Consider the following 24,316-nt stretch of genomic DNA (forward strand, 5'->3'; position numbering starts at 1 on the left):
ACGGGGGCGCTGGTGCGGAAGTCGGCCAGCAGGGCCCGGTCGGTCGGGTCGAGCAGGGGCAACGCCGACACCGACCGGTCCGTCCCGGCGGCCAGCCCGGTGAGAACGAGCAGGAAGTGGCGCAGCATCGCGTCCGCGCCGGCCTCGGTCAGGCGGCGCCGGTCGTGGTACAGGAGCACGGTCAGCGTGGGCTCGCCGTACACGCAGACGGTGAGGGGTGGGCCGGGCTGCCGGTGGACGCGGGCGACCCGCTCCCCCCAGCCCGGCACCGACCGGCTCAGCGCGGTCTGGAGGTCCTGGTGCTCGTACATCAGGAGGCTGTCGAAGAGCGGTGAACTGGCCGGCGTCCCACTCCAGCGCTGGATCTCGCCCAGCGGGGCGAGCTGGTGCGGGCGCACCTCGTCGATCTGTCGGCGCACGTCGAGCAGCCAGTCGCGTACCGGTCGGTCCGGCTCGACCCGGATCCGCAGTGGCACCGTGTTGATCAGCAGCCCCAGCATCCGGTCGGCACCCTCCACGGTGTCCCGACGGCAGGTGCGGGTGGAGCCGAACACCACTTCGGGGAGTCCGGCGTAGCGGTGCAGCAGGACCGCCCAGGCGGCGGTGACCAGGGTGCCCAGCGACACGCCCGTGGTCCGGGCGGCGGCGACGAGCGCGGCGGTGGTCGCGGCGTCGAGGGACCGGGCCGCCTCGCGGACCGACGACGCGTCACGGGGCGGGGTGTCCGGGGAGGTGGACAGTGGCAGCGGGGTCGGCAGCGGCACCCCGGCCAGTCGGGTGCTCCAGAACTTCCGGTCGCCGTCCAGCGGCCGTCCGGCCGCCCACACCGCGTAGTCGCGGAACGGCGGCCGGTCCGGGGCCGCGTACGGGCGGCCGGCGACGAGGGCGTCGTACTCGGCGCAGACCTCGTCGAGCAGCAGGTGCACCGACCGCCCGTCGAGGATCGCGTGGTGCAGGGTGACCGCCAGGGTGTGCCGTCGCGCCCCGTACGTGATCAGGGTGACGCGGGCCAGTGGCGCGGTCGAGGAGTCGAAGCCCGCCGCCCGGTCGGCGGCGAGGTAACGGGCCAGCCGCTCGTCGACGTCGGACGGCGCCTGGGCGGACCAGTCGTGGTGCACCACCGGCAGGCTCGCCCGGGCCCGGACCTCCTGCGCCGGGTCGCCGCCACCGGGCCAGACGAAGGCGGTGCGCAGCACCGGGTGCCGGGCGGTGGCGTGCTGCCAGGCGGTCCGCATGGCGGTCGGGTCCAGCGGCACCGGCCAGTCGACGACCACCTGGAGGATGTCGATACCCGAACCGGGCTGGTGCTCCTGGGTGAAGAGCATGCCCGGCTGCAAGGTGACCGTGCCGTACCGGCCGGCGGCGTCTGCGTCGGAGGACCCTGCCGGCACCTGTACTCCTCACACGTCCGGCGGCCCAGACGAGAAACACCCCAGAAACCAGAGATGACCTTGGGGAAAGCGGATGTCCGGCGTCGGTTGTCCACCTCGGCCAGCAGTTTGTTCCGACGGCGGGAACGGCAGACAAGAAGCTACGAGGACGATTCAGGTCTGTCAACAGTCGCAATCGGGCGTCCGCCGGCGCCGAGATCAGTCGCGATCGGACGGAGCGGTACCGGTCCGTCCCGACGGAGGGGAATTCTGCGCGCATTACCGGAAGCGCCGGACACGCGTCTTTCCCTTATGGACGAAGAACGGAACCGGTCCCCGGCCGGTCCTCGGCCGCCGGTCGTCGTGGACGGCGGAGACGACGCCGTCCGGAGCGCACCGGATCACCGGCACGCCCCGGACGGAGGCGATGCTGTCGGCGGGTTCAGCCCTGACTGGCCAGCCATTCGCGCAGGCTGCGCGGACGCATGTCCGTCCAGACCTCGTCGATGTGCGCCAGGCAGGCCGCCCGGTCGCCGCTGACACCGACCGGCCGCCAGCCGGCCGGGACGTCCGACCCGTCCAGCCAGATCGAGTACTGCTCCTCGTCGTTGACGACGACCTGGTACCGGCGCCGGTCCTCGGATTCTTCCATCGCCCTCTCCCGGTGCGGTGATGACCACGAATTAGACCGCGACTCTACCGTCCATTACGACCGGTCACAGTTGACCGATCGGCGGCCCCGGTCAGGCCGATCGATTGTCGAAAATTGACTGATCGCGCACCGACGTCCGGCCGGTAATGCGAACGGCGACTCAGCGGAATAGCGTGGTGACAGTGACGCCCGCGTCTCGTACGGTAACCGTTCCCACCATTACCCGTTGACCGTCGGGACAGACGGACGGCCGGGCGCGGGACGGTGGTCACCGGACGCGCGGAGCCGCCGGGGCGCACCGGCCCCTCCCGGCGACGGTCGCCCGCCCGGGGCCACCGTGCGGGCCCGCCGGTGCCGGGCGTCCGTCACGCCTCCCCGCCGGTGGCGCAGCCGGCCCCCGCCACCAGGTCGAGGACGCCGAGCAGGCGGGCCAGGGCGATCGCCTCCGTGCGGGTCAGGGCGAGGGTGCAGGCGCTGTCCGGGTCGACCCCGTCGTCGTGCACGAGGTCCCGGCGGCCACCGACGTGGTGGACCACCACCCCCACCCGGCGGCCCTCCTCGGTGGTGAACGAATGGCACAGCCCGATACCGGGCAACGGGGTCAGCTCGAGGTCCATGACAACTCCACGGCGGTGACGACGACAGGGGTGTGCCGGGGCAGGGCCAGCGTCCACGCACGCCGCCCCGGTCGACCACGAACCCGACCGTTCGCTACCGGGACGGGAGGGGCGGACCGGGCGGTGGCCGACCGGCACCGGAGGAGGCGGGCCGCCGCGCAGCCGGCCGGTTCACCGACGGGCGCGCGGCACCGACCGCCGGAGCACCACGCCGACGACCGGCGTCCCGCTGGGCACGCTCGGTGCGCGGGGCGACTCGACCGGCTGGGTGACGGTCAGGCGCAGGCCGCCGGGACGGGCGGGGCGCGGTCCGCCGACCAGGCCGGCACACAGCCGGGAACGGCCCGGCGGGTCAGCCGGAACACGATGCACAGGCCGACCGCCCGAGCGGCGCAGAGCACCATCACCAGTACGGTCAGCAGGGCCAGCGGCGGCAGCGGCCGGCGCTGGGCGGCACCGGTGCGAGCTGGCCAGGTCTGCATGGGGCAACCCTAGCCGGGCCGGACGGGCGGCAACCATGACGAACCAGTGTCGAACCTGACCAGCGGTCGACGCACCGGCGAGCGGCACCGGGTGGCGGGGCGTGCGGCCCCGCCACCGTCGACGAACCGTGGTCAGTGACCGTGCTTCTGCTGGCACGGCACGCAGAAGCGGGCGTGCGGTAGCGCCTGGAGGCGCTCGACGGGGATCGCCCCGCCGCACTTGCCGCACACCTCGTAGCGCCCCTCGGCGATCCGTCGCAGCGCGCCGGTGATCTGCTCCAGGCTCTGCCGGGTGGTCGCCACCAGGGCTGCCTGGGTGTGGGCCTGCTGCGGGTCGCCGGTGTCCGCGGTCAGTTGGGTCAGTCTGGCGCTCTGCTCCTCGAACTGGGATACCAACGTGGCGTGCACCTCGGTCAGCCACTGCGGCTGGGTCGTGCCGGACGGGTGGATGCTCATGTCGACGCGCTCCTTGTCGGGGAAAAAGAAAAAGGCCGAAGCGGTGTTCCGCTTCGCCCTGGGGAGATGACCACTGTGGGGACCACTGGAGGGTCGTCTCCGGGAGGGCCGCGACCGGCCGGCACCGGGCTCGGCAGCCCGCAGCGAACCACCGTGGGCGGGCAGGTGACACCGACGCCGCGCCCCGCTCCCCCACGCAGCGCCGTGCGCGCCACCGAGGTGGCGACGCTACGGAGCGGACGGGTGAGCGGCTGCATCGACCCACCATAGGCCGTTGGCGCGCGCAAACCAACCGGGATCGACAGCCCACCCACTCCGGCTGTCGCGGGCCCGCGCGGGTCAACGGTGCAGGGTGTTCCGCCGGCCCGTACGGCGGTCGGCACCGCCTTCCCGGTGGCCCGCGCGGCGATCGGTGGTCAGTGGGCCGGCGAGGGTGCCTCGGCCGGACGGCCGGCGGCGTTCCGCGCGTCGGCGAGCGCGACGCCGAGCAGCACGACCGCCGCGACCACCGAGGCAACCAGCGGTGGGGCGAACGCGAGCGGCACGGACACCGCCGTCAGGACGGCGATGGCGACGACCCGGCGTCGGGACAGCCGGTTGAACACGACACGTTCCAGCCGGATGCGGCCGTAGAGGAAGAGGGCGGGCCCGCCGAGGATCGCCGCCAGCCAGGACAGCTCGGGTCGACCGTCCGGATACTTCAGGACGACCTCGAAGCCGACCGCGGTGGCGACGATGCCCACCACCATGAACAGGTGCGCCACCCCGGTGGCCCGACCGGCCGCCAGCCGGTCGCCGGCCGCGGTGACCGCCTCGGCGAGCACCTGCCCCGACCGGTAGAAGTAGATCCGCCACAACAGCACCGTCGACAGGAAGGCCACCACCAGCGCGGTCCAGGTGGCGGGATCGAGACGCTGGTCGGTGAAGGTGACCCCGGCGGCCAGCACGCTCTCGCCGAGGGCGATCAGCAGCAACTGCTGGTAGCGCTCGGGCAGGTGGTGGCCGCTGTCCATCGCCCACGCGCTGACCGGTGGCGGTCTCATCCCCGGCACCGGCCACCGCCGCTGCGCCGCCACGAGATCCACCGTGACGGCGACCGCCCAGACGACGGCCCGGGCCCCACCGGAGACGGCCACGCCGGCCAGCCAGATCACCCCGGACACCGCGCACCACAGCACCGACCGCACGTACAGGTCCCGCAGCGCGTGGCCGCGCAGGGTGGGGATCAGGACGAGCGGTCGCGCGACCCGCAAAAGCACGTACGGCAGGGCGAACGCCCACCCCCGCCCGTCGAACACGGCCGGCAGGGACGACGACATGACCAGCAGCCCGAAGGCGCTGGCCAGCACCAGCCACTGGATCCGGCGGCGGCGGGGGTCGAACCAGCTGGTGATGTGCGCGGTGGTGACCCAGAGCCAGATCAGCGGCAGGGCCAGCACGAGCAGGTAGCCCAACGACCGGATCCGCACCAGCGTCTCGTCGGCGGTGATGTCCCGGACGACCCGGTTGACCACCCCGGAGAGCGCGAACACCAGCACCAGGTCGACGAAGAGCTCCAGGAAGTTCGCCTGGCGGACGTCCTCCCGACGGTGCAGCAGATCCTCTCCCCCCTTCCCGATCCGGCGCAGGCCCATACCCGCCATGCTCGCCGCTGGCCCGCCGCTCCACCGGCGGGATGGCCGCCTCGCCATCCGACCGGGGTCACCCGCCCGACCACCACCGGCGGACCCGACGGGTCACCCGAGGCGGGCCGGTTGTGCCGAAACGCGGTGACGTGCGATCGCGCCGCCTTACCGTGGGTCATCGGCACCCAGATCGGTCAGCACATGGAGGAGTCAGACATGCAGATGACCATGACCGACAACCACACCGTCGCCCAGGCGGTCCACGACGTCGGATCGGCGTTGTGGTTCGGCGGCACCGTCATGGGCGTCGCCGGGGTGAACAAGTCCGGCAGCGACCTGGCACAGGGCATCGACCGCATCCGGGTGGCGGAGTCGGCGTGGAGCCGGTTCGGTCCTGTCCAGTGGGCGGGCATCGGCGCGACCCTGCTCGCCGGGCTGCACCTCGCCCGTACCGGTGGCCGCCGGCTGGCGCTGCAGAAGGGCTTCGCGTCCGTCGGGATGGCGAAGGCGGGTACGGCCGTGCTGGGGGCGGTCGCCACCGGCTACGCCGCCTACTGCGGCACCCGGATCGGACAACTCGCCGAGGAGGCCCGGCAGCGCGGCAGCCAGGTGGAGGTCAAGGACGCCACCCTACCCACCACGGGCACCCCCGAGGAGATCGCGATGTGGCAACGCCGCCAGCGTCTCGCCCAGTACGCGGTACCCGCGCTGGCCGGCGCGAACATCGTGCTCGGCTCGTACCTCGTGCAGTCCTACCGCACCGTCGCCACCGCCAAGGGCGTCCTGCGTCGCATCCTGCCGGGCTGACGGGTGGTCCCCGCCGTCACGGCGCAGGTCGAGCGTGGTCGGCCTGTCGAGCAGTGACCGGACCGCCGCCACACGACCGGCCGGCGGGGAAGCCCGCGCCCGGCCCACCGGAGCACGTCGCGACCCGGCTCAGACCGGTGACGGGTCGGGCTCGCGGGACGCCGGTTCCAGGCACCAACGGCAGCCCTCCCGCTCCGACCAGCTCCGCCGGTCCAGGTCCGCCGGCTCCAGCACGGCCTGGTTGAGATCCGCGCGCGCCGCCATCCGGAGCTGCCAGACCGCCTCGGCGAACCCGTGGTAGGCCTGGTGGTAGTCCCTCGACTGGAGGGTCGCACCCGCGCGGACCACGTTGCGCACGGCGATCAACCGGTCGTAGGCCACCTCGCCCGCCTTGACGAGATCCACCGTGCCGGCCACGAGCAGCCGCTCCCGGCTGGCGAAGACACCCGCCCGGTGGACCGCCCGGTTGGCCGGCCGGAGCCGGTCCCGGGAATCGTCGTGGTCCTGGGCGACCTCCCGCAGCGCGCTGTGCGCCGCGTCGAGCGCCAGAGCGAACTCCAGGCAGTAGCGAACCCGTTCCATCTCGCGATGCTGGCGACGTTGGGCGCGGTTGTGTTGCGCCTCCACCATCAGGGCGCTGGCGAGGGCGATGACCGCCCCGCAGATCACACCGGCAACCGGGATCCATTCCACCCGTTCAGTCTCGTACGGGCGTGACGCGATCACCACGCACCGTCGTATCCAGTTCGCGCGGGCCAGGAAACACCGGGAAACCGGTCGGAACCGGCCGGCGCGTCACCTGCCGACGCCCACGCCGCACAGCCCCGCCCAGTCGAACGGTCCGAGGTCGGGGCGCTCCGTACGGAGCTGGCGCTGGGCGTGCCGCAGCGCCGTGCCCACCGGAACACCGCGCCCGACCTGGTGGACGAGGGCCGCGCCGACGTGCGCCGACGCCTCGCTGCCGATCCGCCCGATCCCGGCGACCACCGTGTCGGCGCCGGCCAGCAGCGCGCCGACGGCCAGGCTCAACGGGTCGTAGCCGTACCGGCTGGACGCCGTGCCGCTCCAGCAGCCGTTCAGCACCACCAGCGGCGGCAGCCGCCGGGGGGCGAGGGAGTCCATCGTGACGCCGTCCGGTCCCAGCAGGGTGGCGGCGCCCGCGCCGTCGCCGTGCCCCGAGAGGTACAGCAGCGCCGGATCCGGCACCTCGTCGACCAGGGGCAGACCGGCGAGCGGCCGGTGACCGCCCGGCCAGTCGTCGAGGGCGGCCCCCTCGATCTGGTGACCCGCCAGCCCCCGGTCGAGCAGGCTCACCGCCGGTCCGGCCGGCCCCGGACCGGGGCCGGCCGACGCCGACCGGGCCAGCAGCAGCTCCAGCGTCCGCAGGCTCGGCGTCAGACTCACCTCGGCCACGTCACAGAGGTACGCGCCGTCGCGGAGCAGCGCCCCGTGCGGCAGGTGCCACAGCCGTGGATCCGGGGTGATCGCCACCGACCGGGGCCGGTCGGGTGACCCGGCCCAGACGTCCGGATCGGGCAGCAGGAACGCGCCGAGTTCCTCCCACACGGCCGGGGACACCCCCCGCGGCGGCAGCTGGACCCCGGCGACCAGGGTTTCGAGCCGGGACGCCAGGGCCGCGGGGGCGGTGCGCAGCGCCACCCGCCACGTGCCGTGCCGCGGGCGGGTCAGGACCGACGACCACCAGCCGCCGGGGCCGCCACCCACGTTGACGACCACCACGACGTCGGCCATCGTGTCGAGCACGGCCGGGGCGGGCAGCCGACCCGGCAGCGGCGGCAGCGCCAACCGGTCGGGGGCCCGGCCGGAGCGGATCGACCCGGCGGCCAGCCGGGCCACCGCGAAGACCTCGTCGGCCAGTCCCGGATCCGCCGGCGGCGCGTCGATCCGGGACTCGGAGATGGTGCCCGCCGAACCGCCCGACCGGATGGCGAGCAACTGGTTGAGCACGTCGGCCCGGCCCGTCTCGGCGATCCGCGCCGTGCTCTCCGGGTCGTCGAGGCCGGTGTGGGCCAGCACCGCCGCCTGGTACACCACCTCCCGTTGGGCGTGCATCGCCCAGCGCACCTCCGGTTCGCCGAACGCGTCGCGTTGCAGGTCGGCGGCGAGCAGCGCGCCCCGCCCCGCGACGTGTCGCAGCGACGGTGGCACAAGGTCGGTCTCCGGGACCCGGTGCAGGTCGTAGAGCGCGAGCATGGTCCGGTTCAGGTCCCGCCGTCCCGGTTGGCCGGCCCGGTCGAGCACGACGGCGAGATGTCCGGCCGCGGTCGCCCCGTCCGCACCCGAGGCGAGCAGGTTGCGGGCGACGTGCCGGTGCCAGCGCAGCGCCTCCAGCGTGTCGACCCGCTCGTAGTACGGTCTGGCCTCCTCGAGGGTGGCCGCGACGGCGGCCGTGTCCCCCCGGGTCTGCTGGACCTCGGCCCGCTCCAGCAGGACCTGACCGAGCCGGTAGGCGTCGCCGCTCGCCCGGAAGCGGTCCGCCAGGTCGGTGGTGATCAGCAGCGCGCCGTCGAGCCGCCCCAGCTCCCGCAGCGCCGCGACCTCGCGCAACCGGGTGTACAGGAGGTTGTTCTCGCTCACCCCCTCGAACGCCGTCGCGGCCCGCCGGTATGCGGCGAGCGCCACCTGCGGCCGTCCGAGGACGGCCTCCAGGCCGCCCTCCCGCAGCGCGACCAACCCACGGGTGAACGGGTCGGCGTCCCGGGCCTCGGCGATCTCCCGGGCCTCGCGCAGGAGGTCCCGGGCGGTCACCAGCTCGCCCCGGAGCCGCTGGATCGCCGCCGTCTGGAGCAGGGCGCGGACGTGCCGTCCGGCCACCCCGGGCGCGTCGGCGTACCGGCGGCACACCTCGAGGGCCCGCTCGGCACAGGCCAGGCCGTCGTCGTACCGGCGGGCCACCTCCCGCAGGGCCGCCAGCTCCCGCCACGCGTGCGCGTGGAACCGGGCGGTCTCCGCGCACAGGGGCTCCCGCAGCAGGACGCGGCTCCACGCCTCGGCCTCGGCGGATCCGCCGTTCAGCCGGTGCCACTGGCCGAGGGTGACGACCGTGTCGAGGAACCGTGGCCGGTCGCCGGTCCGGAGCGCCACCCGGCTCTCGGCCAGCAGGAACCGGAGCGCCAGGGCGTGCTGCTGCTCCCGTCGGGCAACCTCGGACTGCTGTCGGTAGAGGTCGGCAAGGAGTGCCCAGTTGCATTCCGCGTGCAGGCCGACGGCGACGGCCCGGCCCGGATGGTCCGCCGGCACCACGGCGGCGGGATCGACGAGGTGATCGAGGAGCGTCGACCAGCTGGACCGGTTCACCGCGCCACCATCCACTCCCACCATCGACTGTGGACTGTCATCATGGTGCCCATGACACACTCGGGCCCCGGTCAGGTGGTCGTCAAGTTCGTGGCCGACGTCGACGACGCCGCCCGGGCGGAGTTCACCACCCGGCTGGAACACCTGGGACTGTCCGCAGCAACCGGCTTCGACCTGGGTGACCGGGGGCCCCTGGGGGAACGGTTCGACCCGGTGGCGGTGGTCACTTTCCTCGGCGACCTCACCGAAGCCGGCACGGAGGCCGTCACCGGGGCCGTCCGGGTCACCCGGGACTGGCTGGTCGCCATGGCCGTGCCACGGTTCGCCGAGGTGGAACTGCGCTCCACCGGGCAGGTGATCCGGGTCCGGGCGCGCGACCCCGAGGAGGCGGCCCGACTGCTCGCCGCCGTCCTGCCCACCGCCACGGGACCGGTGGGGTGGACCGGGACCGGATGGGAACCGGAGCCGGCGGAGGCACCCGACGCCGGCGGCCCACCGCCCCGGGTGTTGGCGCTGGACACCCACTGGTTCTCCGCGAAGGGCGGGCTGAGCACCTTCAACCGGGCCCTGTGCGCCGCGCTCGTCCGTGCCGGGGCGGACGTGGTCTGCGTCGTGCTCCGGCCGACCCCGGAGGAGACCGCACACGCTCGGGCGGCCGGTGTCACCCTGGTGGCCGCTCCCCCGGTGTCCGCCGACAGCGCCGAGCGGGACGCGCTGCTCCGCCGGCCGCCCCTGCCCGACGGGTGGGAGCCGGACCTCGTCGTCGGACACGGCCGGATCACCGGAACGCACGCCCGGATCCTGGTCGAGGACCACTTCCGTACGGCTGCCCGCGCGCACGTCGTGCACACCTGGTCGGACCACATCGAGTGGCAGCGCGGTGACCGTCCCGACGCCGGCGCCATCGCCGAGCGGCGCTGGAAGGAGGACATCGAGCTGGCCCGCACCGCGACCCGGGCCTTCGGGGTGGGCCCGCTGCTGCACGGTCTGCTCGAACGGGACCTGTCCGTCCATTCCGACGTCGCCGCCCCGGGGCGGATCGACCCGGGCTTCGACCTCGACGACGACACTCCCCGGACCCCGCCCCGCTGGCACCAGCGCCAGGTCATGCTCTCCGGGCGACTCGACGACTGGCAGGTCAAGGGCCTCGACCTGGCAGCGGGCGCGGTGGGTGCCGCCGTGGAGCTGCTCAGTCCGGGCGGCACCGAACTCGAACTGCTGCTGCGCGGCGTGCCCCCGACCGAACACGGCCGGCTGCGGGAGCAGGTCCTGCGGTGGGCGGGGCGACCCGGGTTGCAGGTCACGCCCCGGGCCTACTCCACCAGCACCACCGACGTCCGGGCCGACCTGCGCCGGGCCAGCCTGGTGCTGATGCCCTCCCGGGTCGAGGGCTTCGGCCTGGTCGGGCTCGAGGCCGTCGTCGCCGGGACCCCGCTGCTGGTCAGCGCGAACAGCGGGCTGGGGATGCTGCTGCGCGAGGTCCTGCCGCCGGACGACGCGGCGCTGGCCGTGCTGCCGATCGATGCCGACACGTCGGCGACCGTCCGGCTCTGGGCCGCCCACACCGCGCGGGTCCTGCGCGACCCGTCGGGTGCCTTCGCCGCGGCCGAACGGATCCGCCGGACCCTGGCCGCGCGGATCACCAACGCGGCCGCGGCGGCGGCTCTGCTGCGGACGCTGTCCTGACCCTCGCCGGCCGGGGCCCCCGGGACCGCCCCTCGGACACCGCGACCGGATCCGCCCGCCACCGCAGGACGACGATCCCCGGTACGAACAAGGGCACCGAATCCGCCGGCCGGATCTGCCGGAACACCCTTTCCCCACGTATTCCGCAACCGGGTGGGGAAACCGCCCACACGGCCCTCCCACGGTGGCTGAACCTGCCGTACCGTGCAGGAGCGGCCGGCCCGCCGGCGGGGCCTTTCGTCGGCGCCGACGACGGGCGCACCCCGGCCACCGGCGGTTATGCCCGTCCCGCGCGTCCCCGGGCGCAGCCCGCGCGACCTCCTCCACACGGGCCACCCGACGGTGTCCAGTGATGGAACCGAATTGAAGGGTTCTTTCTGGGGCCCGATTTCCGAACCCCTAGATGAATGGCAAACCCTTGCTCATCTCGCCAATTTCAGGCTAATTTCTCCGGGTTTTGCGCAACCTGTACGGAGGAGAGCGGCCGTGGATCTCACCCTGACCTTTGACGCCGCGTACGCGGCACACGCTGCGGTCGTCCTGGCGACCGTCGCCGAGTCGAACCCGGGCGAGCCGCTCCGGTACTGGCTGATCGCCGCGGACGACGTGCCGGCCTCCTCCCGGGCCGCTCTCACCCGGGCGGCGGGGCCGCACGCCTCGATCGAGTACCTGAAGGTGGACGCCTCCACGGTCGACCTGCCCAAGGGGAACGACCCGGTGATGGCGTACCTCTCGCCGGCGATGTACCTGCGCCTGCTGGTGCCCGCCGCGCTGCCGCCGGAGGTGCGCCGGGTGCTCTACATCGACTGCGACACCCTCTGCACGAACAGCCTCCAGCCCCTGTTCGAGCTGGACATGGGGGGCGTCCCGCTCGGCGCGGTCCGCGACCCGTTCAACCGCCGGCTCTACGACATGGGGGGCATCCCGGGCCTGTCGACGTACGAGGGCCTCGACCCCCGGGGGCCCTACTTCAACTCCGGGGTGCTGCTGATCGACGTTCCCCGGTGGAAGGAGTGCGAGGTCAGCGAGAAGGCGCTGGCCTACCTCGTCCGCCACGCGCACGAGTCGCGCTACCCCGACCAGGACGCCCTGAACTACGCCACCTACGACAACTGGCTGCGCCTGCCCCACCGCTGGAACGACCTGATGGCCTGGCGGCTGGAGCCCGAGTTCGGCGGCAAGCTCAGCGACTCGGCCATCCTGCACATGGCCGGACCGGTCAAGCCGTGGCAGCCCGGTTTCCCCAAGGGCGCCCGGCGGGACCTGTACTGGCGGCACCGGCGCGGCAGCGGGGGCCTGACCCGGACCTTCGGCAGGTGACCGTCGGCCGCAGCGGGGACGGGTCCGACCCGACGACCGGGCAGAGAGGCCGCTGGGCTCCGGGATGGTAGGCCTGATCACTGCCCTGCTCGGCCTGCTGGCGGTCCCCCTGGTGTGCGTGGGGGTGACCCGGGCCGGCGCGAACGGCCAACTGGAACGCAACGGTGCGGTCGGCATCCGGACCCGGGACACCCAGCTCTCCGACGCGGCGTGGCAGGCCGGTCACGCCGCGGTCCTGCCCGTGGTGACCAGGACCGGGTGGGTCGGCGTCGTCGCGGCGGTGCTGGCCGTGGCGACCCACGTCGCGGCCGGCCTGCCCTGGTCCGTCCTGGTGGCGGTGGCCGGCCTGACGGCGGAGTCGGTCCTCCTCGCGGTCGCTGCGGGCGCCGCCGGCCGGGCCGCCCGGGACACCGCGCGACCGGGCTGAGGCGTCGGGGGCGGATCGTGCCCCCGACGCCGTCCGGTCGATCCGGTGCCGCGGCCGGGACGGTCCCCGCCGTCCGGCGGATCCGGTGCCGCGCTGGGGTGTTCCCGCCGGGCACCGGATCCGGGACGTCGACCGCCCGCCTCCGCTACTCGGCGATCCGGGTGCGGCCGCTCCACCGGAAGACCAGGGGCGCACCGTCGGCGACGCCTGCGGCGTCCCGCTCGAAGTGCTCGTAGCCCCCGTGGTGGCTCACCTTGATCTTGTGTTCCAGCAGGGGTACCCGGTGGCTGCGCAGTTCGGCCGGCAGGGTGGTCGGCCCACCCTCCAGAACCGCGTCGACGATACCGACGGCCTCCCGGCCGATGTCGGTCCGTACCTGTGCCGAGGAGGTGGCCCGGTCGTCACCGTTGACGACGGGATCCACCGTCCGGACTGTCGGGGCGGGATCGAGAGAACCTGTCATGGCACGACCTCCGTCGCTTGTCGTTCCGCCTCGCCGTGCGCCGGTGCGGCCGCGGCGCGGGTGCGGCGAAAGGGCCGCAGCGTCCCGTGACGCCGGAAACGCAAGCGGCGGGACCAGTGGTCCCGCCGCAGGTGAGACGGCCCCTCGTCCGCCTGAACGTAACCCAGGTCACACTCGGCAAGCACCCCTTAGTCGACCCCTAGCCCGGTTCCCGGGCCCCGTCGACCAGTGGGCGCCACGGCCGGTGTGCCGCCCCTCACTCCCAACGGAAGAAGCGGACCGCCAGCAGGGAACCGAGCACGGCGGTCACCGCCAGGGCCACCAGCTGCGGTACGGCCGGCGAGTCCCCGGCCCAGGCCGCGGCGACGGTGTCCACCGTGGCTCCCAGCGGCGAGTAGTCGCCGATCTTCGCCAGCACGGTCGGCATCTGGTCGCGCGGCAACCAGGCCCCGGCGAGGAAGAGCAACGGGAAGAAGAGCGTCGGACCGATGGACTGGGCCGACCGGGCGGACGGGGCGAGCGCGGCGATGAGCAGACCCAGCCCGAAGAGGCAGGCCACACCGAGCACGAAGGCCAGCACGAAGCCCGGCACGTTGGCCGGGGCCGGCTGGTCCAGCAGGAACCGTACGCCGATGGCGGTCACCACCGCACCGGCGACGCCCATCGCCAGGTTGACCACCACCTGCGCGACGAGCAGCAGGGCGGGGTTGACCGGCGTGGTGGCGAGCCTGCGCAGCACCCGTCGCTCCCGGTAGATGCCCAGCGCCATCGGCAGGGTGAACAGGGCGAGCATCCCGATGGTCAGGGAGAGCGCGAGGGCCGGCAGGAACGTCAGCTCGCCGTGCTGACCGGTGCCCCCCTCCGTCGACCCGCGCGAGGGCAGTCCGAACACGAGCATCAGGCCCAGTGGCAGGGCGAAGACGAAGAACAGCGACACCGGCTCGCGCAGGAACAGCTTGGCCTCGACCGCGACGAGCTTGGACAGGGCGTTCACGATGACCTCTCGTCGGTCGTCTGGGTGGCACCGGTCCGGACGGAACGACCGGTCAGGGAGACGAAGGCGTCGTCCAGGGTGGGCTGCTCCACGCGCAGCCCGCCGTACCGGACCTTCCGGTCGGCCAGCGCCGAGAGCACCGCCTGGGCCACCCCTTCGGGGCCGGTCACGGTCACCTCGTCGCCGTGGCGACGGATGCCGGTCACCTCCGGCAGCGCGTCGAGCACCGCGTCGTCGAGCGGGTCGAGGGGGCGGAAGTGCACCTGGTGCTCCGAGCCGACCCGGGCGAGCAGGCCGGACGGCGAGTCGATGGCCACGACCCGACCGGCGTCGATCACCGCGAGCCGGTCGCAGAGCCGCTCCGCCTCCTCCATGAAGTGCGTGACCAGCACGACCGTCACGCCCCGGTCCCGGATCCGCTCGACCAGGTCCCAGGTGTCCCGCCGGCCCTGCGGGTCCAGCCCGGTGGTCAGTTCGTCCAGGATCGCGATCTCCGGACGGCCGACCAGCGCCAGGGCCACCGAGAGCCGCTGCTTCTGGCCGCCGGAGAGCTTGTGGAAGGCGGTGTCGCGCTGGCTGGTCAGGCCCAGGTCGGCCAGGAGTTCGTCGATGTCGGCCTTGGTGCGGTAGAAGGACCGGTACAGGTCCAGCGCCTCGCGCACCCGCAGCTTGTCGGGGAGCTGGCTCTCCTGCAACTGGGCACCGACCCGTTGGCGCACCTCGGTGCGGTCCCGCACCGGGTCGAGCCCGAGGACGCGGACCTGCCCGCCGTCGGCGCGACGCAGCCCCTGCACGCACTCCACCGTGGTGGTCTTGCCGGCGCCGTTCGGGCCGAGCACACCGAAGATCTCGCCCTGCTCGACCGTGAAGGAGACGTCCTCGACCGCGACCTTGTCGCCGTACCGTTTGTGCAGGTGCTCGACTTCGATGACCGGCATGGGTGGTCCTCCGTCACGTGCGGCTGCCGTCGTGAGGGCGGGACCCTCGGGTGGTCGCGGCGTCGGTGAGTGGAAACGGTCCGAGGTCGGCCCCTCGGGGTCGACGACGCCCATCATCCAAGCAACCGAGTCGGTGATCAACCCGACGGACGATGAATTGGGGGTGTGGACCCGTTAACCACCGGCCCGTCAGGGGTTCTACGGGTTCACGCAGAGTGTCCGTCCTGGCGGTCAGCCGCCGAGGCAGAGGGCGGCCAACTCCTGGATCCGGGTCAGGGTGACGTCCGGGGCGGCGGCCCGCAGGGTCTGTGCGTCCGACTCGCCCCAGAGGGCGGCCACCGCGACCACTCCGGCGCTCCGGGCGCTGGCCAGGTCGGCCGGTGCGTCACCGACCATCAGCGCGCGTCCCGGTGGCACGTCCAGCAGGGCGAGGGCCCGGCGGACGATGTCCGGGGCGGGCTTGGGCCGGGGCACCTCGTCCGCGCCGACCACGTGGTCGACCAGGGGCAGCAGCCCGACCCGGTCCAGGACGAGACGGGCCCGTTCCCCGCTGCGGCCGGTCGCCACGGCCAGGCCGATGCCGTGCCCGCGCAACTCACGGAGGAGTTCCGGCCCGCCGGGCACCGGTGTGACCAGGTGCGCCAGGCGGTTGCTCTCCCGCACGAACGGCTCCGCCATCGCCGCCGGCAGGCCCATCAGCCGCAGCACCTCCGGCAGGTAGCGGCCGGGATGGCGGCAGTACTCGTCGACCGGGACCTCGCCCTCGCCGACGACCTCCCGGTACGCGAGGGCGAACGCGGTGCGGGCCACGGCGAGACTGTCGACGAGCACGCCGTCGAGGTCGAGCACGACCGCGCGGACGCCACCGGGAACGAGGGCGCCGCCCGCCGCGCCGACGCCCACCGACCCGCCGCCCGCCGGGCCCGCGGAACCGGACACCGGTGCCACCTCCCTCACCACGAGGCGGTACGACACACCGCAGCGATAGGGGTGGCCGACCCCGGGCGGCCCGACTACGGTCGGGGCGTCCGGCCGGACGTGTAGGGGCGTCCCGGCCGCCCACCGACCGTACCGGGGCCCCCGCCCCCGCCGGCCGGCGGCACGCCGCCGGTGGACCGCGCAGAAGGAGCGCCGACGTGCCGCTGCTGAGCTGGCTGTCCGAGTCCACCGACGAACGGCCGGGCGCGATCCGCGTCGACGACCGCTCCGCGTCCTGGGTGGACCTGCGCCGACAGGCCGCGGCGGTCGCCGACGACCTGCGTGGCGTCCGACGGGTGGCGGTGACGGCCACGCCGACTCTGCAGACCGTGGTCGGGGTGGTGGGCGGGCTGCTGGCCGGGGCGGCGGTGGTACCGGTGCCGCCGGACGCCGGGCCCCGGGAGCGCGACCACATCCTGCGGGACTCGGAAGCCGAGGTCCTGCTCGGGCCGGGCGGTGCCGGGTCGGCGGACGCGTCCGCTCCCCCGGCCGTACCGGTGGACCTCGGCCGGCGTTCGGACACCCGGCATCCGGAACCGGCGCCGGAGAGCACCGCGCTGATCCTCTACACCAGCGGCACCACCGGCGCGCCCAAGGGCGTGGTGCTCTCGCGTCGGGCCGTCGCCGCCTGCCTCGACGGGCTCGCCGACGCCTGGGCCTGGACGCCGGACGACCGGCTGGTGCACGGCCTGCCGCTGTTCCACGTCCACGGTCTCGTGCTCGGTGTGCTGGGCCCGCTCCGGCTCGGCAGCCGGCTGCACCACGTCGGCCGTCCCCGCCCCGAGCGGTACGCGGCGGCGGCCGGCTCGCTCTACTTCGGCGTACCCACCATCTGGTCCCGGATCGCCGCCGACCCCGCTGCGGCCCGGGCGTTGCGCCCGGCCCGGCTGCTGGTGTCGGGGAGCGCGAAGCTGCCGGAGAGCGTCTTCGGGAACCTCGCCGCGCTGACCGGCCACCGGGTCGTCGAACGGTACGGCATGACGGAGACCCTGATCACCGTCAGCGCCCGGGCGGACGGACCGCGTCGGCCGGGCACCGTGGGACTGTCGCTGCCCGAGGTACGGACCCGGGTGGTCGACGAGCGGGGCGAGGCCGTACCCACCGACGGGGTCGCCATGGGCGAACTCCAGGTGCGGGGAGCCACCCTCTTCGACGGGTACCTGCACCGGCCGGACGCCGACGCGGCGTGCCGGGCGCCGGACGGGTGGTTCCGCACCGGCGACGTGGCCACCATCGATCCGGACGGCTGGCACCGGATCGTCGGCCGGGCCGCCACCGATCTGATCAAGAGCGGTGGTTACCGGATCGGCGCCGGTGAGGTCGAGGACGCGCTGCTGGCGCACCCCGGCGTCCGGGAGGTGGCGGTGGTGGGCACCCCGCACCCGGACCTCGGTCAGCAGGTGACCGCCTTCGTGGTGGGCGACGGCGTCCGGGAGGCCGAGCTGATCGAGTTCGTGGCCCGGCAGCTGAACGTGCACAAGCGGCCCCGACAGGTACGCCTGGTCGACGCCCTCCCCCGCAACGCCCTGGGCAAGGTGCAGAAGAACCTGCTCACCGAGTGCTGACCCCGTCCCGGCCACGCTGGCCGCGGTGCCGGGGGTGGGCGGAGGCGGCGGGCGGGTGGTGTCGTCAGTCGGGCGGGAGGGTGACGGCGGTGAGGACCAGTCCGCCGTCGACCAGGAACCGGCCGGGGAACGTGGTCACCTCCGTACCGCCGAGCACCGGTCCGGGCACGAGCAGCCGGGCGGCGAACGTCCCGTCCGGGTCGACGACGATGTCCGCCTCGGAGAAGTCCAGCCAGCGGCCGGTCAGCGGGAACCAGGCCTTGTAGACCGACTCCTTGGCGCTGAAGAGCAGCCGGTCCCAGCACACCGTCGGGTGGCTGGCCCGCAACGCGGCGGTACGGGTCCGCTCGGCGGGTAGCGCGATCGCGTCGAGCACCCCGTCGGGCAGCGCCGCGTGCGGTTCGGCGTCCACCCCGACGGAGGCGAGCGAGGTCGCGGGGGCGAGCACCGCGCCCCGGTAGCCGTCGCAGTGGGTCATGCTGCCGACCACCCCGGTCGGCCAGACGGGGGCGCCCCGCGTACCGGAGAGGATCGGGGCCGGCGGGAGGCCCAGCCGGGCCATCGCGCGACGGGCGCAGTCCCGCACGGTGGTGAACTCCCGGCGACGTTTCTCCACCGCGTTCGCGACCAGCGGCTCCTCGTCGGGGTGGAGCGTCAGGTCGGCGGGGTCGGTGAAGGACTCGACCGCCACGACGGCCGGGGGCAGGATCCGCTCGATCACAACCGGCATGGTAGGCGTCGCGGCGTGCGGCGCCGACCCCGGAAGCGACGGATACGACGTGCCGGTAGGGGTCGGCTACGGGGGGCGGGATGCTCCGGCCCGGCGACCGGTCGGCCGGGGCGGGTGCGCCCGGGACTCACCCCGCGGCGATCAGCAGGGATTTCCTGACCCGGCCCTGGGCGCTGCGGGGAAGTTCGGCGACGAAGTGCACGCGACGGGGCCGGTGCGCCGCCGACAGCATCCGCCCGACGTGGTCGATGAGCATCTGCGCGGTGAGCCCGTCCGCCGCCACCACGTACGCGACGATCATCTCGCCGAGAGCGCGGTGCGGCGTCCCCACCACGGCGGCGTCGTGGACGCCGGGGTGGGTGAGCAGCACCTCCTCGACCTGCCGGGCGGGCACCGCGTGGTCGCGGCAGTGCACCACGTCGGCCCGGCGCCGACCGATGATCCGGTGGCAGCCGTCCGGGGCGACGGTGGCCAGGTCCCCGGTGTGGTACCACCCGTCGCCGGGGGCCGTCTGGTCCGGTTGGCCGACGTACCCGCTGAACAGGGTCGGCCCCCGGATGCAGAGTTCACCGACGGACTCACCGTCGGTGGGCACCGGCCGGCCGTCCCCGCCGAGCAGGCGGGTCTGCACGCCGGGCAGGGGGGTCCCGGCCGTGCCGGGGGTTTCCCGGGCGTCGGCGCGGCCGGTCACCGCGATCAGGGTCTCGGTGGTGCCGTAGCCCTGGATGAGGGTGTGCGAGGTGAGCAACCGGATCCGCTCGTTCACCGTCGGTGCCAGCGGCGCGTCGCCCGAGACCAGGATCCGCGCGCCGGACAGCGCCCGAGCGCCCGCGACGTCCCGGGCGATCCGCGCCCACTGACCGGGTACCGCCAGGTAGATGGTGCCGACCGGGCCGGTGGCCGGGAGCTGGTCGAGATGGACGAAGCGGCTGCCCACCCGTAACGCGCCGAAGAGTCCGGCGACGAGGCCGTAGGCCCGGAAGAGCGGCGCCGTCTGGACGAGGACGTCCTCGGCGCTCCACCGCCAGGCGTCCGCGAGCAGATCCAGTTGGGTCGCGATCGCGCCTCGGGAGATGCGGACGCCTCGGGACGTCCCACCGGCGCCGCCGGTGTAGAGGACGACCGCGTCCGCGGTGGGTTCCGGCTCGGGTTGCGCGCTCCAGGACCGCTGCCGCAGGTCGACGGGGACCACGGGGAGGGCGGTGCAGTCGGTGGCGGCCCCGAGGACGAGGCTCGCGCCGGACTCGCGCAGGATACGGCGGCGTTCCTCCGTTGGGGCCAGCGGCGGCACCGGCACCAACGGCACGCCCGCCTGGAGGGCACCCGCCATACCGACCATCGCCTCGATGCTCGGCGTGGCGTCGACCGCCACCGCCCGCGCGCCCCGGATCCGGTCGGCGACGGCGTTGGCGCAGCCCTGGAGATCCTCGCTGGAAAGGGTCCTGCCGGCGACCCGAAGCGCGTCGGCCCGGTCGACGCCGGACCCGTGGAGCGCCGGCAACAGATTCATCCGAGCTAACCCCTGTCGGCGGCGTCGACGAGTCTCGGCAGTGGCTGGAGCATCGCGCCAGGGAACCCTTCGTACTCCGGGTGTGCGGGGCCTCGTGGTGTCCGGTCATCTCCCGATCGGAGCGGATGCCCCGAAATTAGGCGGCGTCCGGGTCTCCGACAACCCCTAGCCTGGTCGTCCTTTCCACCTCCGGGGCGGGGTGCCCGGACGGTATCCGGTCGCGATCACCGGTGGCGGGGCGCCGAGGGCTGATGATCGTTTCGGGCCTGCCGGCCGGGGTGCTCGCGAAACAGGGCGCCCGGTGCGCGGCGCGGTGACCGGGCAGGGGGGTAGACCGGCGCAGTGTCCGATGTGGAACATCCCGACCGGCACCGGAGCGAGCCCGGCACCCAGGGCGGCACCGCCGGAGGGCACTCCGGCGCGGTCGACGACGCCGCTCGCGGCGATCCCGCCGGCCGTCGACGCCGGTCGTCACCCGCGAAAGCGGCCGGAGAGGACTCGGCAGGCGGATAACCGTGCGGATGTGCGCCTATTTCCACCAATAGTTCCCCGCCTCGGCAGAGCCGGGAGGAACGGTTTGAAGGTGCGGAGGGAACCCAATGGTGCGGAACGGTCCGCCGCCGGCCATATACGATCGGCAGGGCCGGACACGGAGCGATCGGCATTGATTGGGGTTGGCTGCGCTAATGGCGATGCGTTTCGCGGACGGCTCGGCACACCATCGGCCGCGACAATTTCACGAGCAGGCAATGGCCCAGGACTGGGCGACGAAACAATACCGCACCGCGGCACCCGGCAGCCGGTGGGGCAGAGCCCTGTCGGTACGGGCGGGCCCGACGGACCGCAGGTGCCCGACCCCTCCCGCGAGACGGACCACGGGCAGGTCGGGCCACCCACCCCCGCTCGGTGAGCAGCACGGAACCGTCGGTGACGGCGACCGGCCGCAGCGGACCGGGCAAGCCGCACCACCCCCCGCAACCGGCCCCGCACCAGCCATCAGCCCGCCCGCGCCCCCGGGTGGCGCGTGGGGGCGCTCCCACGACGCCCGCCCCCTGAACGGACACCGAACAGCAGGTGGGACGCCCGCCGCGCGCCCGCTCCACGGCACGCGGCATAGCCGTTCACGAACGCATTACCGGTACCCTGAAAACACATTGGCAGGTAGCCTGCAAAGTGCCCAGACCAGCCGGATGAGGAAGTTCGATGTCACGCTCCGAATCGCCACTATGACGTTACGCTGCCGGCCGGGTGCCACTCCCCACGGCCAGTGGCGCGACAGACCAGGTTTGTCTATCCTTTACATCGTTCGGCTTGCTGCTCAATTGCTGGACTGCCATACTCCACACCATGCACCGGGATCGATAGCCGGGGACACGTCGGGGCACCCTCGAATTAGGGAAAGCTCAGGCGTGCACCGTACGAACGTCATCGACCTTCGCAGCAGAATTGGTCAAGGATTTGTGGGTCTCTGACTTCGTTGAGTGACATGGGAGACCACAGCGGATGGACAACCAGGCGACCTCGGTCACCGCGCCCGCCACAGGGCCCGCCCGATGACCCTGACCGAGCGGGACCGGCAGCTCGACATCCTGACGCACCGGCTCAACGACCTCCTCGGCGCCGGCGACCCGCCCACCTCGTCAGGACCGGTGACCGTGGTGACCGGAGCGGTCGGCAGCGGCAAGACCAGCCTGCTCCAGGCGTTCGCCCGGCGGTGCGCCGACGCCGACGTCCGCTACCTGGGCGCCAGCGCCTCCCGCAGCGAGCGCACCGTACCGCTGGAGATCGTCCGCCAGCTCGTCCGCCGGACACCCCTGGACGACACCACCCGTGAGCGGCTCGGACGGCTGCTCGACCAGGGTGCCCTCGCCTGGTCCGAGGCGCACGACGACGGCGAGGAGGCCCTCGCTCGGCTCACCGCCGCGATCGGCGGGGAGCTGTTGGCCATCGCCGCGCAGGCGCCCCTGGTCATCGCGGTGGACGACGTACACCACGCCGACCGGCCGTCGCTACGCTGCCTGGCCTACCTGGCCCGGCGGGTGACCGGCCTGGCCGTACTGATCGTCCTCACCGAGGCGCACCGCACCCGGCCGTGGTATCCCACCATCCACGCCGAACTGGTGCAGCCGGCACGGTCGCACCGGGTGCGGTTGCCCCTGCTCTCCCCGGACGGGACCTACCGCGTGCTGGCCGACCGGCTCGGCGCTCCGGTGGCCCGTCGCCTCAGCGACGAGGCGCACCGGATCAGCGGCGGCAACCCCCTGCTGGTGCACGCCCTGGCCGACGACCGCCTCGCCGGCGGTGGCGGTGACCGGCCGGTGACCGGGGAGGCCTTCCGCGAGGGCGTGTTGAGCTGCCTCTACCGGTGCGAGCACCTCGTGCTGAAGGCCGCCCGGGTGCTCGCGGTCACCGGGGGGTCGACACACGGCCCGTTGCTGCCCCTGCTTCTCGACCTCCCCGGGGAACCGGACGTTCGGGCGGTCGACGCGTCGACCAGCGCGGGACTGGTCACCGAGGAGGGGATCCGGCATCCGGCGGTCGTCCGCGCGGTGCTGGAGAGCATGACGGTGGAGGAACGGGGTCGGCTGCAACGGGCCACCGCCCGGCTGCTCCACGACGACGGCGCGCCGCCCGCGCGGATCGCCCCGCACCTGCTCAAGACCGACGGGTTCGACGAGCCGTGGATGGTCCAGGTGCTGCTGGACGCCGGAGAGCAGGCCCTCGCCGAGGGGGACGCCGACGCGGCCCGACAGTATCTTCGCCGGGCCAACCGGGACGCCACCGGCGACTGCCTACGGGCACGGATCCGGTCCGCCCTCGCCCGCGCGGAGTGGCGGCTCGATCCGCAGGCCGCCGTTCCGCACCTGCTCGGCGTCGCCACCGCCGTCGAGGCCGGGCACCTCAACAGCCGGCAGGCCTCCGGCCCCATCCAGTACCTGCTCTGGCACGGGCAGACCGGCCGGGTACTCGACCTCATCCGGCACCTCGAGGAGCGCGCCGACCGGCACGACCCGCACTCCGCCACCGACCTGATCGTCATCCGGAGCTGGCTGGCCACCCTGTATCCGGGTACTCCGGCCGGCAGCCCGACCGCCCACTGGGCGGGCCGGGACCCGCTGACCCTCGCCCGGGTCAAGGGGCAGCTCCGGGGGGTCACCCTGCTCGGCGCGGCGCTGGAACGCGGGGACGCCGGGGTGGCCGAGGACGCGGACCACGTCCTGACCACCCTCCGCCTGGACGACGAGACGAGCATCTGGAACGCCGTCTGCGCGGTGATCGCGCTGATCTACGCCGACCGGCTCGACCTCGCCGGCGACTGGTGCGAACGGTTGGACCACGGCGCCACCGGCCGGCACCGTACCCCGCGCGCGCTGCTGACCGCCCTGACCGCCGCGGTGGCCGGTAGCCGGGGCGACCTGGCGCGGGCGCGGGAGCTGGCCGAGGGCGCGCTGAGCCGGCTCTCCCGCACCGGGTGGGGCGTCATGATCGGCCTGCCGCTCGCCGTCCGGCTCCGGGTGCTGACCTGCCTCCAGGAGTGGGACGAGGCCGCCGCCTGCCTGCGGACGCCGGTGCCACCGGTCCTCTTCGAGACCCCGTTCGGCCTGCACTACCTGCACGCCCGTGGGCTGCACGCGCTGGCCACGGGCAACCCCGAGGTCGCGCTGGCCGACTTCCAGCTCTGCGGTCAGCTGATGACCTCGTGGCGGCTGGACCTCTCCTCCCTGGTGCCCTGGCGGACGGAGGCGGCCCGCGCGCTGCGGAACATGGGCCGCCGGCAGCAGGCCGAGAAGCTCGTCCGGGAGGAACTGGACCGGCTGCGTCCGGACCAGGTGCGACCCCGGGGTGCCGCGCTGCGGGTACTGGCCACCGTCGCGGAGGGCGCCGACCGCATCCCGCACCTGCGCGCCGCCGTACGGCTGCTGCGGCAGTGCGACGCCCGGGTGGAGCTGGCCCACGCCCTCACCGACCTCGGTCACGCCTACCAGCAGGCGGGGGACCTGCGACAGGCGCGGAAGGTGTCCCGGTGCGCCAGGGTCATCGCCGACGAGTGCGGGATTCCGGTCCTGCGACCCACGGCCCGGGTCACCCGCAACGGCACCGCCGACCACGGCGACGAGGCGATTCCCCTGCTCACCGGGCTCAACGACACCGAGTCCCGGGTGGCCACCCTGGCCGCGCAGGGGCACACCAACCGGGAGATCGCCGAGAAGATGTTCCTCACCGTCAGCGCCATCGAGCAGCGGCTGACCCGCATCTACCGCAAGCTCGACGTCAACTCCCGCAGCGAACTGGCCGCCCGGCTCCGGCTCGACCGCTGACCCCTTCCGGTACGAACGGCCGTCGACGCCACCCGGCGTCGACGGCTCTCGGCCGTTCG

The 24,316-nt window shown here is 73.9% G+C and carries 19 protein-coding genes and 1 pseudogene; 6 read left to right on the top strand and 14 right to left on the bottom strand.

Features of this window, described 5'->3' with window-relative positions; genetic code table 11:
- Positions 1-38: 38 nt before the first annotated feature.
- From AB0F58_RS00420 to AB0F58_RS00445, 6 genes and pseudogenes are all read right to left on the bottom strand, one after another.
- A pseudogene (locus AB0F58_RS00420) lies at positions 39-1,391 on the bottom strand (condensation domain-containing protein); the annotation flags it as partial.
- 421 nt (positions 1,392-1,812) lie between these two features.
- On the bottom strand, positions 1,813-2,022 hold the full coding sequence (locus AB0F58_RS00425) for an MbtH family NRPS accessory protein (protein WP_357135785.1): 210 nt from the start codon (positions 2,020-2,022) through the stop codon (positions 1,813-1,815).
- 365 nt (positions 2,023-2,387) lie between these two features.
- A complete protein-coding gene (locus tag AB0F58_RS00430; protein ID WP_357135788.1) occupies positions 2,388-2,639 on the bottom strand; it encodes a potassium transporter TrkA in 252 nt (83 codons plus the stop codon).
- 275 nt (positions 2,640-2,914) lie between these two features.
- A complete protein-coding gene (locus tag AB0F58_RS00435) occupies positions 2,915-3,121 on the bottom strand; it encodes a hypothetical protein (protein ID WP_357135789.1) in 207 nt (68 codons plus the stop codon).
- A gap of 132 nt (positions 3,122-3,253) precedes the next feature.
- The gene (locus tag AB0F58_RS00440) at positions 3,254-3,577 is read right to left on the bottom strand and encodes a TraR/DksA C4-type zinc finger protein (protein ID WP_357135791.1); all 324 of its coding nucleotides are present in this window, start codon (positions 3,575-3,577) and stop codon (positions 3,254-3,256) included.
- 416 nt (positions 3,578-3,993) lie between these two features.
- On the bottom strand, positions 3,994-5,211 hold the full coding sequence (locus tag AB0F58_RS00445; RefSeq protein ID WP_357135794.1) for a low temperature requirement protein A: 1,218 nt from the start codon (positions 5,209-5,211) through the stop codon (positions 3,994-3,996).
- 207 nt (positions 5,212-5,418) lie between these two features.
- Between AB0F58_RS00445 and AB0F58_RS00450 the strand changes: the two genes are divergently transcribed.
- A complete protein-coding gene (locus tag AB0F58_RS00450) occupies positions 5,419-6,009 on the top strand; it encodes a hypothetical protein (protein ID WP_357135796.1) in 591 nt (196 codons plus the stop codon).
- Positions 6,010-6,138: 129 nt separating this feature from the next.
- Here AB0F58_RS00450 and AB0F58_RS00455 read toward each other — a convergent pair whose 3' ends face one another.
- Positions 6,139-6,702 carry a hypothetical protein gene (locus tag AB0F58_RS00455; RefSeq protein WP_357135798.1) on the bottom strand — a complete coding sequence of 188 codons (564 nt, stop codon included), beginning with the start codon at positions 6,700-6,702 and terminating at the stop codon, positions 6,139-6,141.
- Between the two features lie 102 nt (positions 6,703-6,804).
- A complete protein-coding gene (locus tag AB0F58_RS00460; RefSeq protein ID WP_357135801.1) occupies positions 6,805-9,327 on the bottom strand; it encodes a CHAT domain-containing protein in 2,523 nt (840 codons plus the stop codon).
- A 51-nt stretch (positions 9,328-9,378) separates the two neighbouring features.
- Here AB0F58_RS00460 and AB0F58_RS00465 point away from each other — a divergent pair, with 51 nt between their 5' ends.
- The 3 genes from AB0F58_RS00465 (at position 9,379) to AB0F58_RS00475 (ending at position 12,760) form a co-directional block, all read left to right on the top strand.
- On the top strand, positions 9,379-11,013 hold the full coding sequence (locus tag AB0F58_RS00465; protein WP_357135803.1) for a glycosyltransferase family 4 protein: 1,635 nt from the start codon (positions 9,379-9,381) through the stop codon (positions 11,011-11,013).
- A 486-nt stretch (positions 11,014-11,499) separates the two neighbouring features.
- The gene (locus AB0F58_RS00470; protein WP_357135805.1) at positions 11,500-12,333 is read left to right on the top strand and encodes a glycosyltransferase family 8 protein; all 834 of its coding nucleotides are present in this window, start codon (positions 11,500-11,502) and stop codon (positions 12,331-12,333) included.
- Between the two features lie 64 nt (positions 12,334-12,397).
- A complete protein-coding gene (locus tag AB0F58_RS00475) occupies positions 12,398-12,760 on the top strand; it encodes an SdpI family protein (RefSeq protein WP_357135808.1) in 363 nt (120 codons plus the stop codon).
- Between the two features lie 145 nt (positions 12,761-12,905).
- On the opposite strand, the gene AB0F58_RS00480 is transcribed toward AB0F58_RS00475, so the two are convergent.
- The 4 genes from AB0F58_RS00480 to AB0F58_RS00495 all read right to left on the bottom strand — a co-directional run bounded on the left by AB0F58_RS00480 (position 12,906) and on the right by AB0F58_RS00495 (position 16,058).
- Positions 12,906-13,184: a DUF5988 family protein gene (locus AB0F58_RS00480; RefSeq protein WP_357135811.1), complete on the bottom strand. Its 279-nt coding sequence runs from the start codon at positions 13,182-13,184 to the stop codon at positions 12,906-12,908.
- Between the two features lie 295 nt (positions 13,185-13,479).
- The gene (locus AB0F58_RS00485; protein ID WP_357135813.1) at positions 13,480-14,217 is read right to left on the bottom strand and encodes an ABC transporter permease; all 738 of its coding nucleotides are present in this window, start codon (positions 14,215-14,217) and stop codon (positions 13,480-13,482) included.
- The gene (locus tag AB0F58_RS00490; RefSeq protein ID WP_357135815.1) at positions 14,214-15,155 is read right to left on the bottom strand and encodes an ABC transporter ATP-binding protein; all 942 of its coding nucleotides are present in this window, start codon (positions 15,153-15,155) and stop codon (positions 14,214-14,216) included. The genes AB0F58_RS00485 and AB0F58_RS00490 overlap by 4 nt, the downstream gene beginning before the upstream one ends.
- Positions 15,156-15,386: 231 nt before the next feature.
- The gene (locus tag AB0F58_RS00495) at positions 15,387-16,058 is read right to left on the bottom strand and encodes an HAD-IA family hydrolase (RefSeq protein WP_357136780.1); all 672 of its coding nucleotides are present in this window, start codon (positions 16,056-16,058) and stop codon (positions 15,387-15,389) included.
- Between the two features lie 233 nt (positions 16,059-16,291).
- Here AB0F58_RS00495 and AB0F58_RS00500 point away from each other — a divergent pair, with 233 nt between their 5' ends.
- Positions 16,292-17,698, top strand: coding sequence for an acyl-CoA synthetase (locus tag AB0F58_RS00500; protein ID WP_357135818.1), 1,407 nt, complete (start codon positions 16,292-16,294; stop codon positions 17,696-17,698).
- A gap of 64 nt (positions 17,699-17,762) precedes the next feature.
- On the opposite strand, the gene AB0F58_RS00505 is transcribed toward AB0F58_RS00500, so the two are convergent.
- Together AB0F58_RS00505 and AB0F58_RS00510 are read right to left on the bottom strand one after the other, a co-directional pair.
- Positions 17,763-18,419, bottom strand: coding sequence for a 4'-phosphopantetheinyl transferase superfamily protein (locus AB0F58_RS00505; RefSeq protein WP_357135821.1), 657 nt, complete (start codon positions 18,417-18,419; stop codon positions 17,763-17,765).
- Between the two features lie 136 nt (positions 18,420-18,555).
- On the bottom strand, positions 18,556-19,938 hold the full coding sequence (locus tag AB0F58_RS00510) for an AMP-binding protein (protein ID WP_357135823.1): 1,383 nt from the start codon (positions 19,936-19,938) through the stop codon (positions 18,556-18,558).
- 1,553 nt (positions 19,939-21,491) lie between these two features.
- On the opposite strand from AB0F58_RS00510, the gene AB0F58_RS00515 reads away from it, so the two are divergent.
- Complete coding sequence (locus AB0F58_RS00515) at positions 21,492-24,257, top strand: AAA family ATPase (protein ID WP_357135826.1); 2,766 nt, start codon at positions 21,492-21,494, stop codon at positions 24,255-24,257.
- Positions 24,258-24,316: the final 59 nt, after the last annotated feature.

This window comes from Micromonospora sp. NPDC023956, assembly GCF_040639195.1.
Lineage (GTDB): Bacteria > Actinomycetota > Actinomycetes > Mycobacteriales > Micromonosporaceae > Micromonospora.

Coding starts and splice junctions, on each gene's coding strand:
- AB0F58_RS00425 (WP_357135785.1), bottom strand. CDS start 2,022: ATGGAAGAATCCGAGGACCGGCGCCGGTACCAGGTCGTCGTCAACGAC.
- AB0F58_RS00440 (WP_357135791.1), bottom strand. CDS start 3,577: ATGAGCATCCACCCGTCCGGCACGACCCAGCCGCAGTGGCTGACCGAG.
- AB0F58_RS00510 (WP_357135823.1), bottom strand. CDS start 19,938: ATGAATCTGTTGCCGGCGCTCCACGGGTCCGGCGTCGACCGGGCCGAC.
- AB0F58_RS00435 (WP_357135789.1), bottom strand. CDS start 3,121: ATGCAGACCTGGCCAGCTCGCACCGGTGCCGCCCAGCGCCGGCCGCTG.
- AB0F58_RS00450 (WP_357135796.1), top strand. CDS start 5,419: ATGCAGATGACCATGACCGACAACCACACCGTCGCCCAGGCGGTCCAC.
- AB0F58_RS00445 (WP_357135794.1), bottom strand. CDS start 5,211: ATGGGCCTGCGCCGGATCGGGAAGGGGGGAGAGGATCTGCTGCACCGT.
- AB0F58_RS00515 (WP_357135826.1), top strand. CDS start 21,492: ATGACCCTGACCGAGCGGGACCGGCAGCTCGACATCCTGACGCACCGG.
- AB0F58_RS00490 (WP_357135815.1), bottom strand. CDS start 15,155: ATGCCGGTCATCGAAGTCGAGCACCTGCACAAACGGTACGGCGACAAG.
- AB0F58_RS00475 (WP_357135808.1), top strand. CDS start 12,398: ATGGTAGGCCTGATCACTGCCCTGCTCGGCCTGCTGGCGGTCCCCCTG.
- AB0F58_RS00430 (WP_357135788.1), bottom strand. CDS start 2,639: ATGGACCTCGAGCTGACCCCGTTGCCCGGTATCGGGCTGTGCCATTCG.
- AB0F58_RS00465 (WP_357135803.1), top strand. CDS start 9,379: ATGACACACTCGGGCCCCGGTCAGGTGGTCGTCAAGTTCGTGGCCGAC.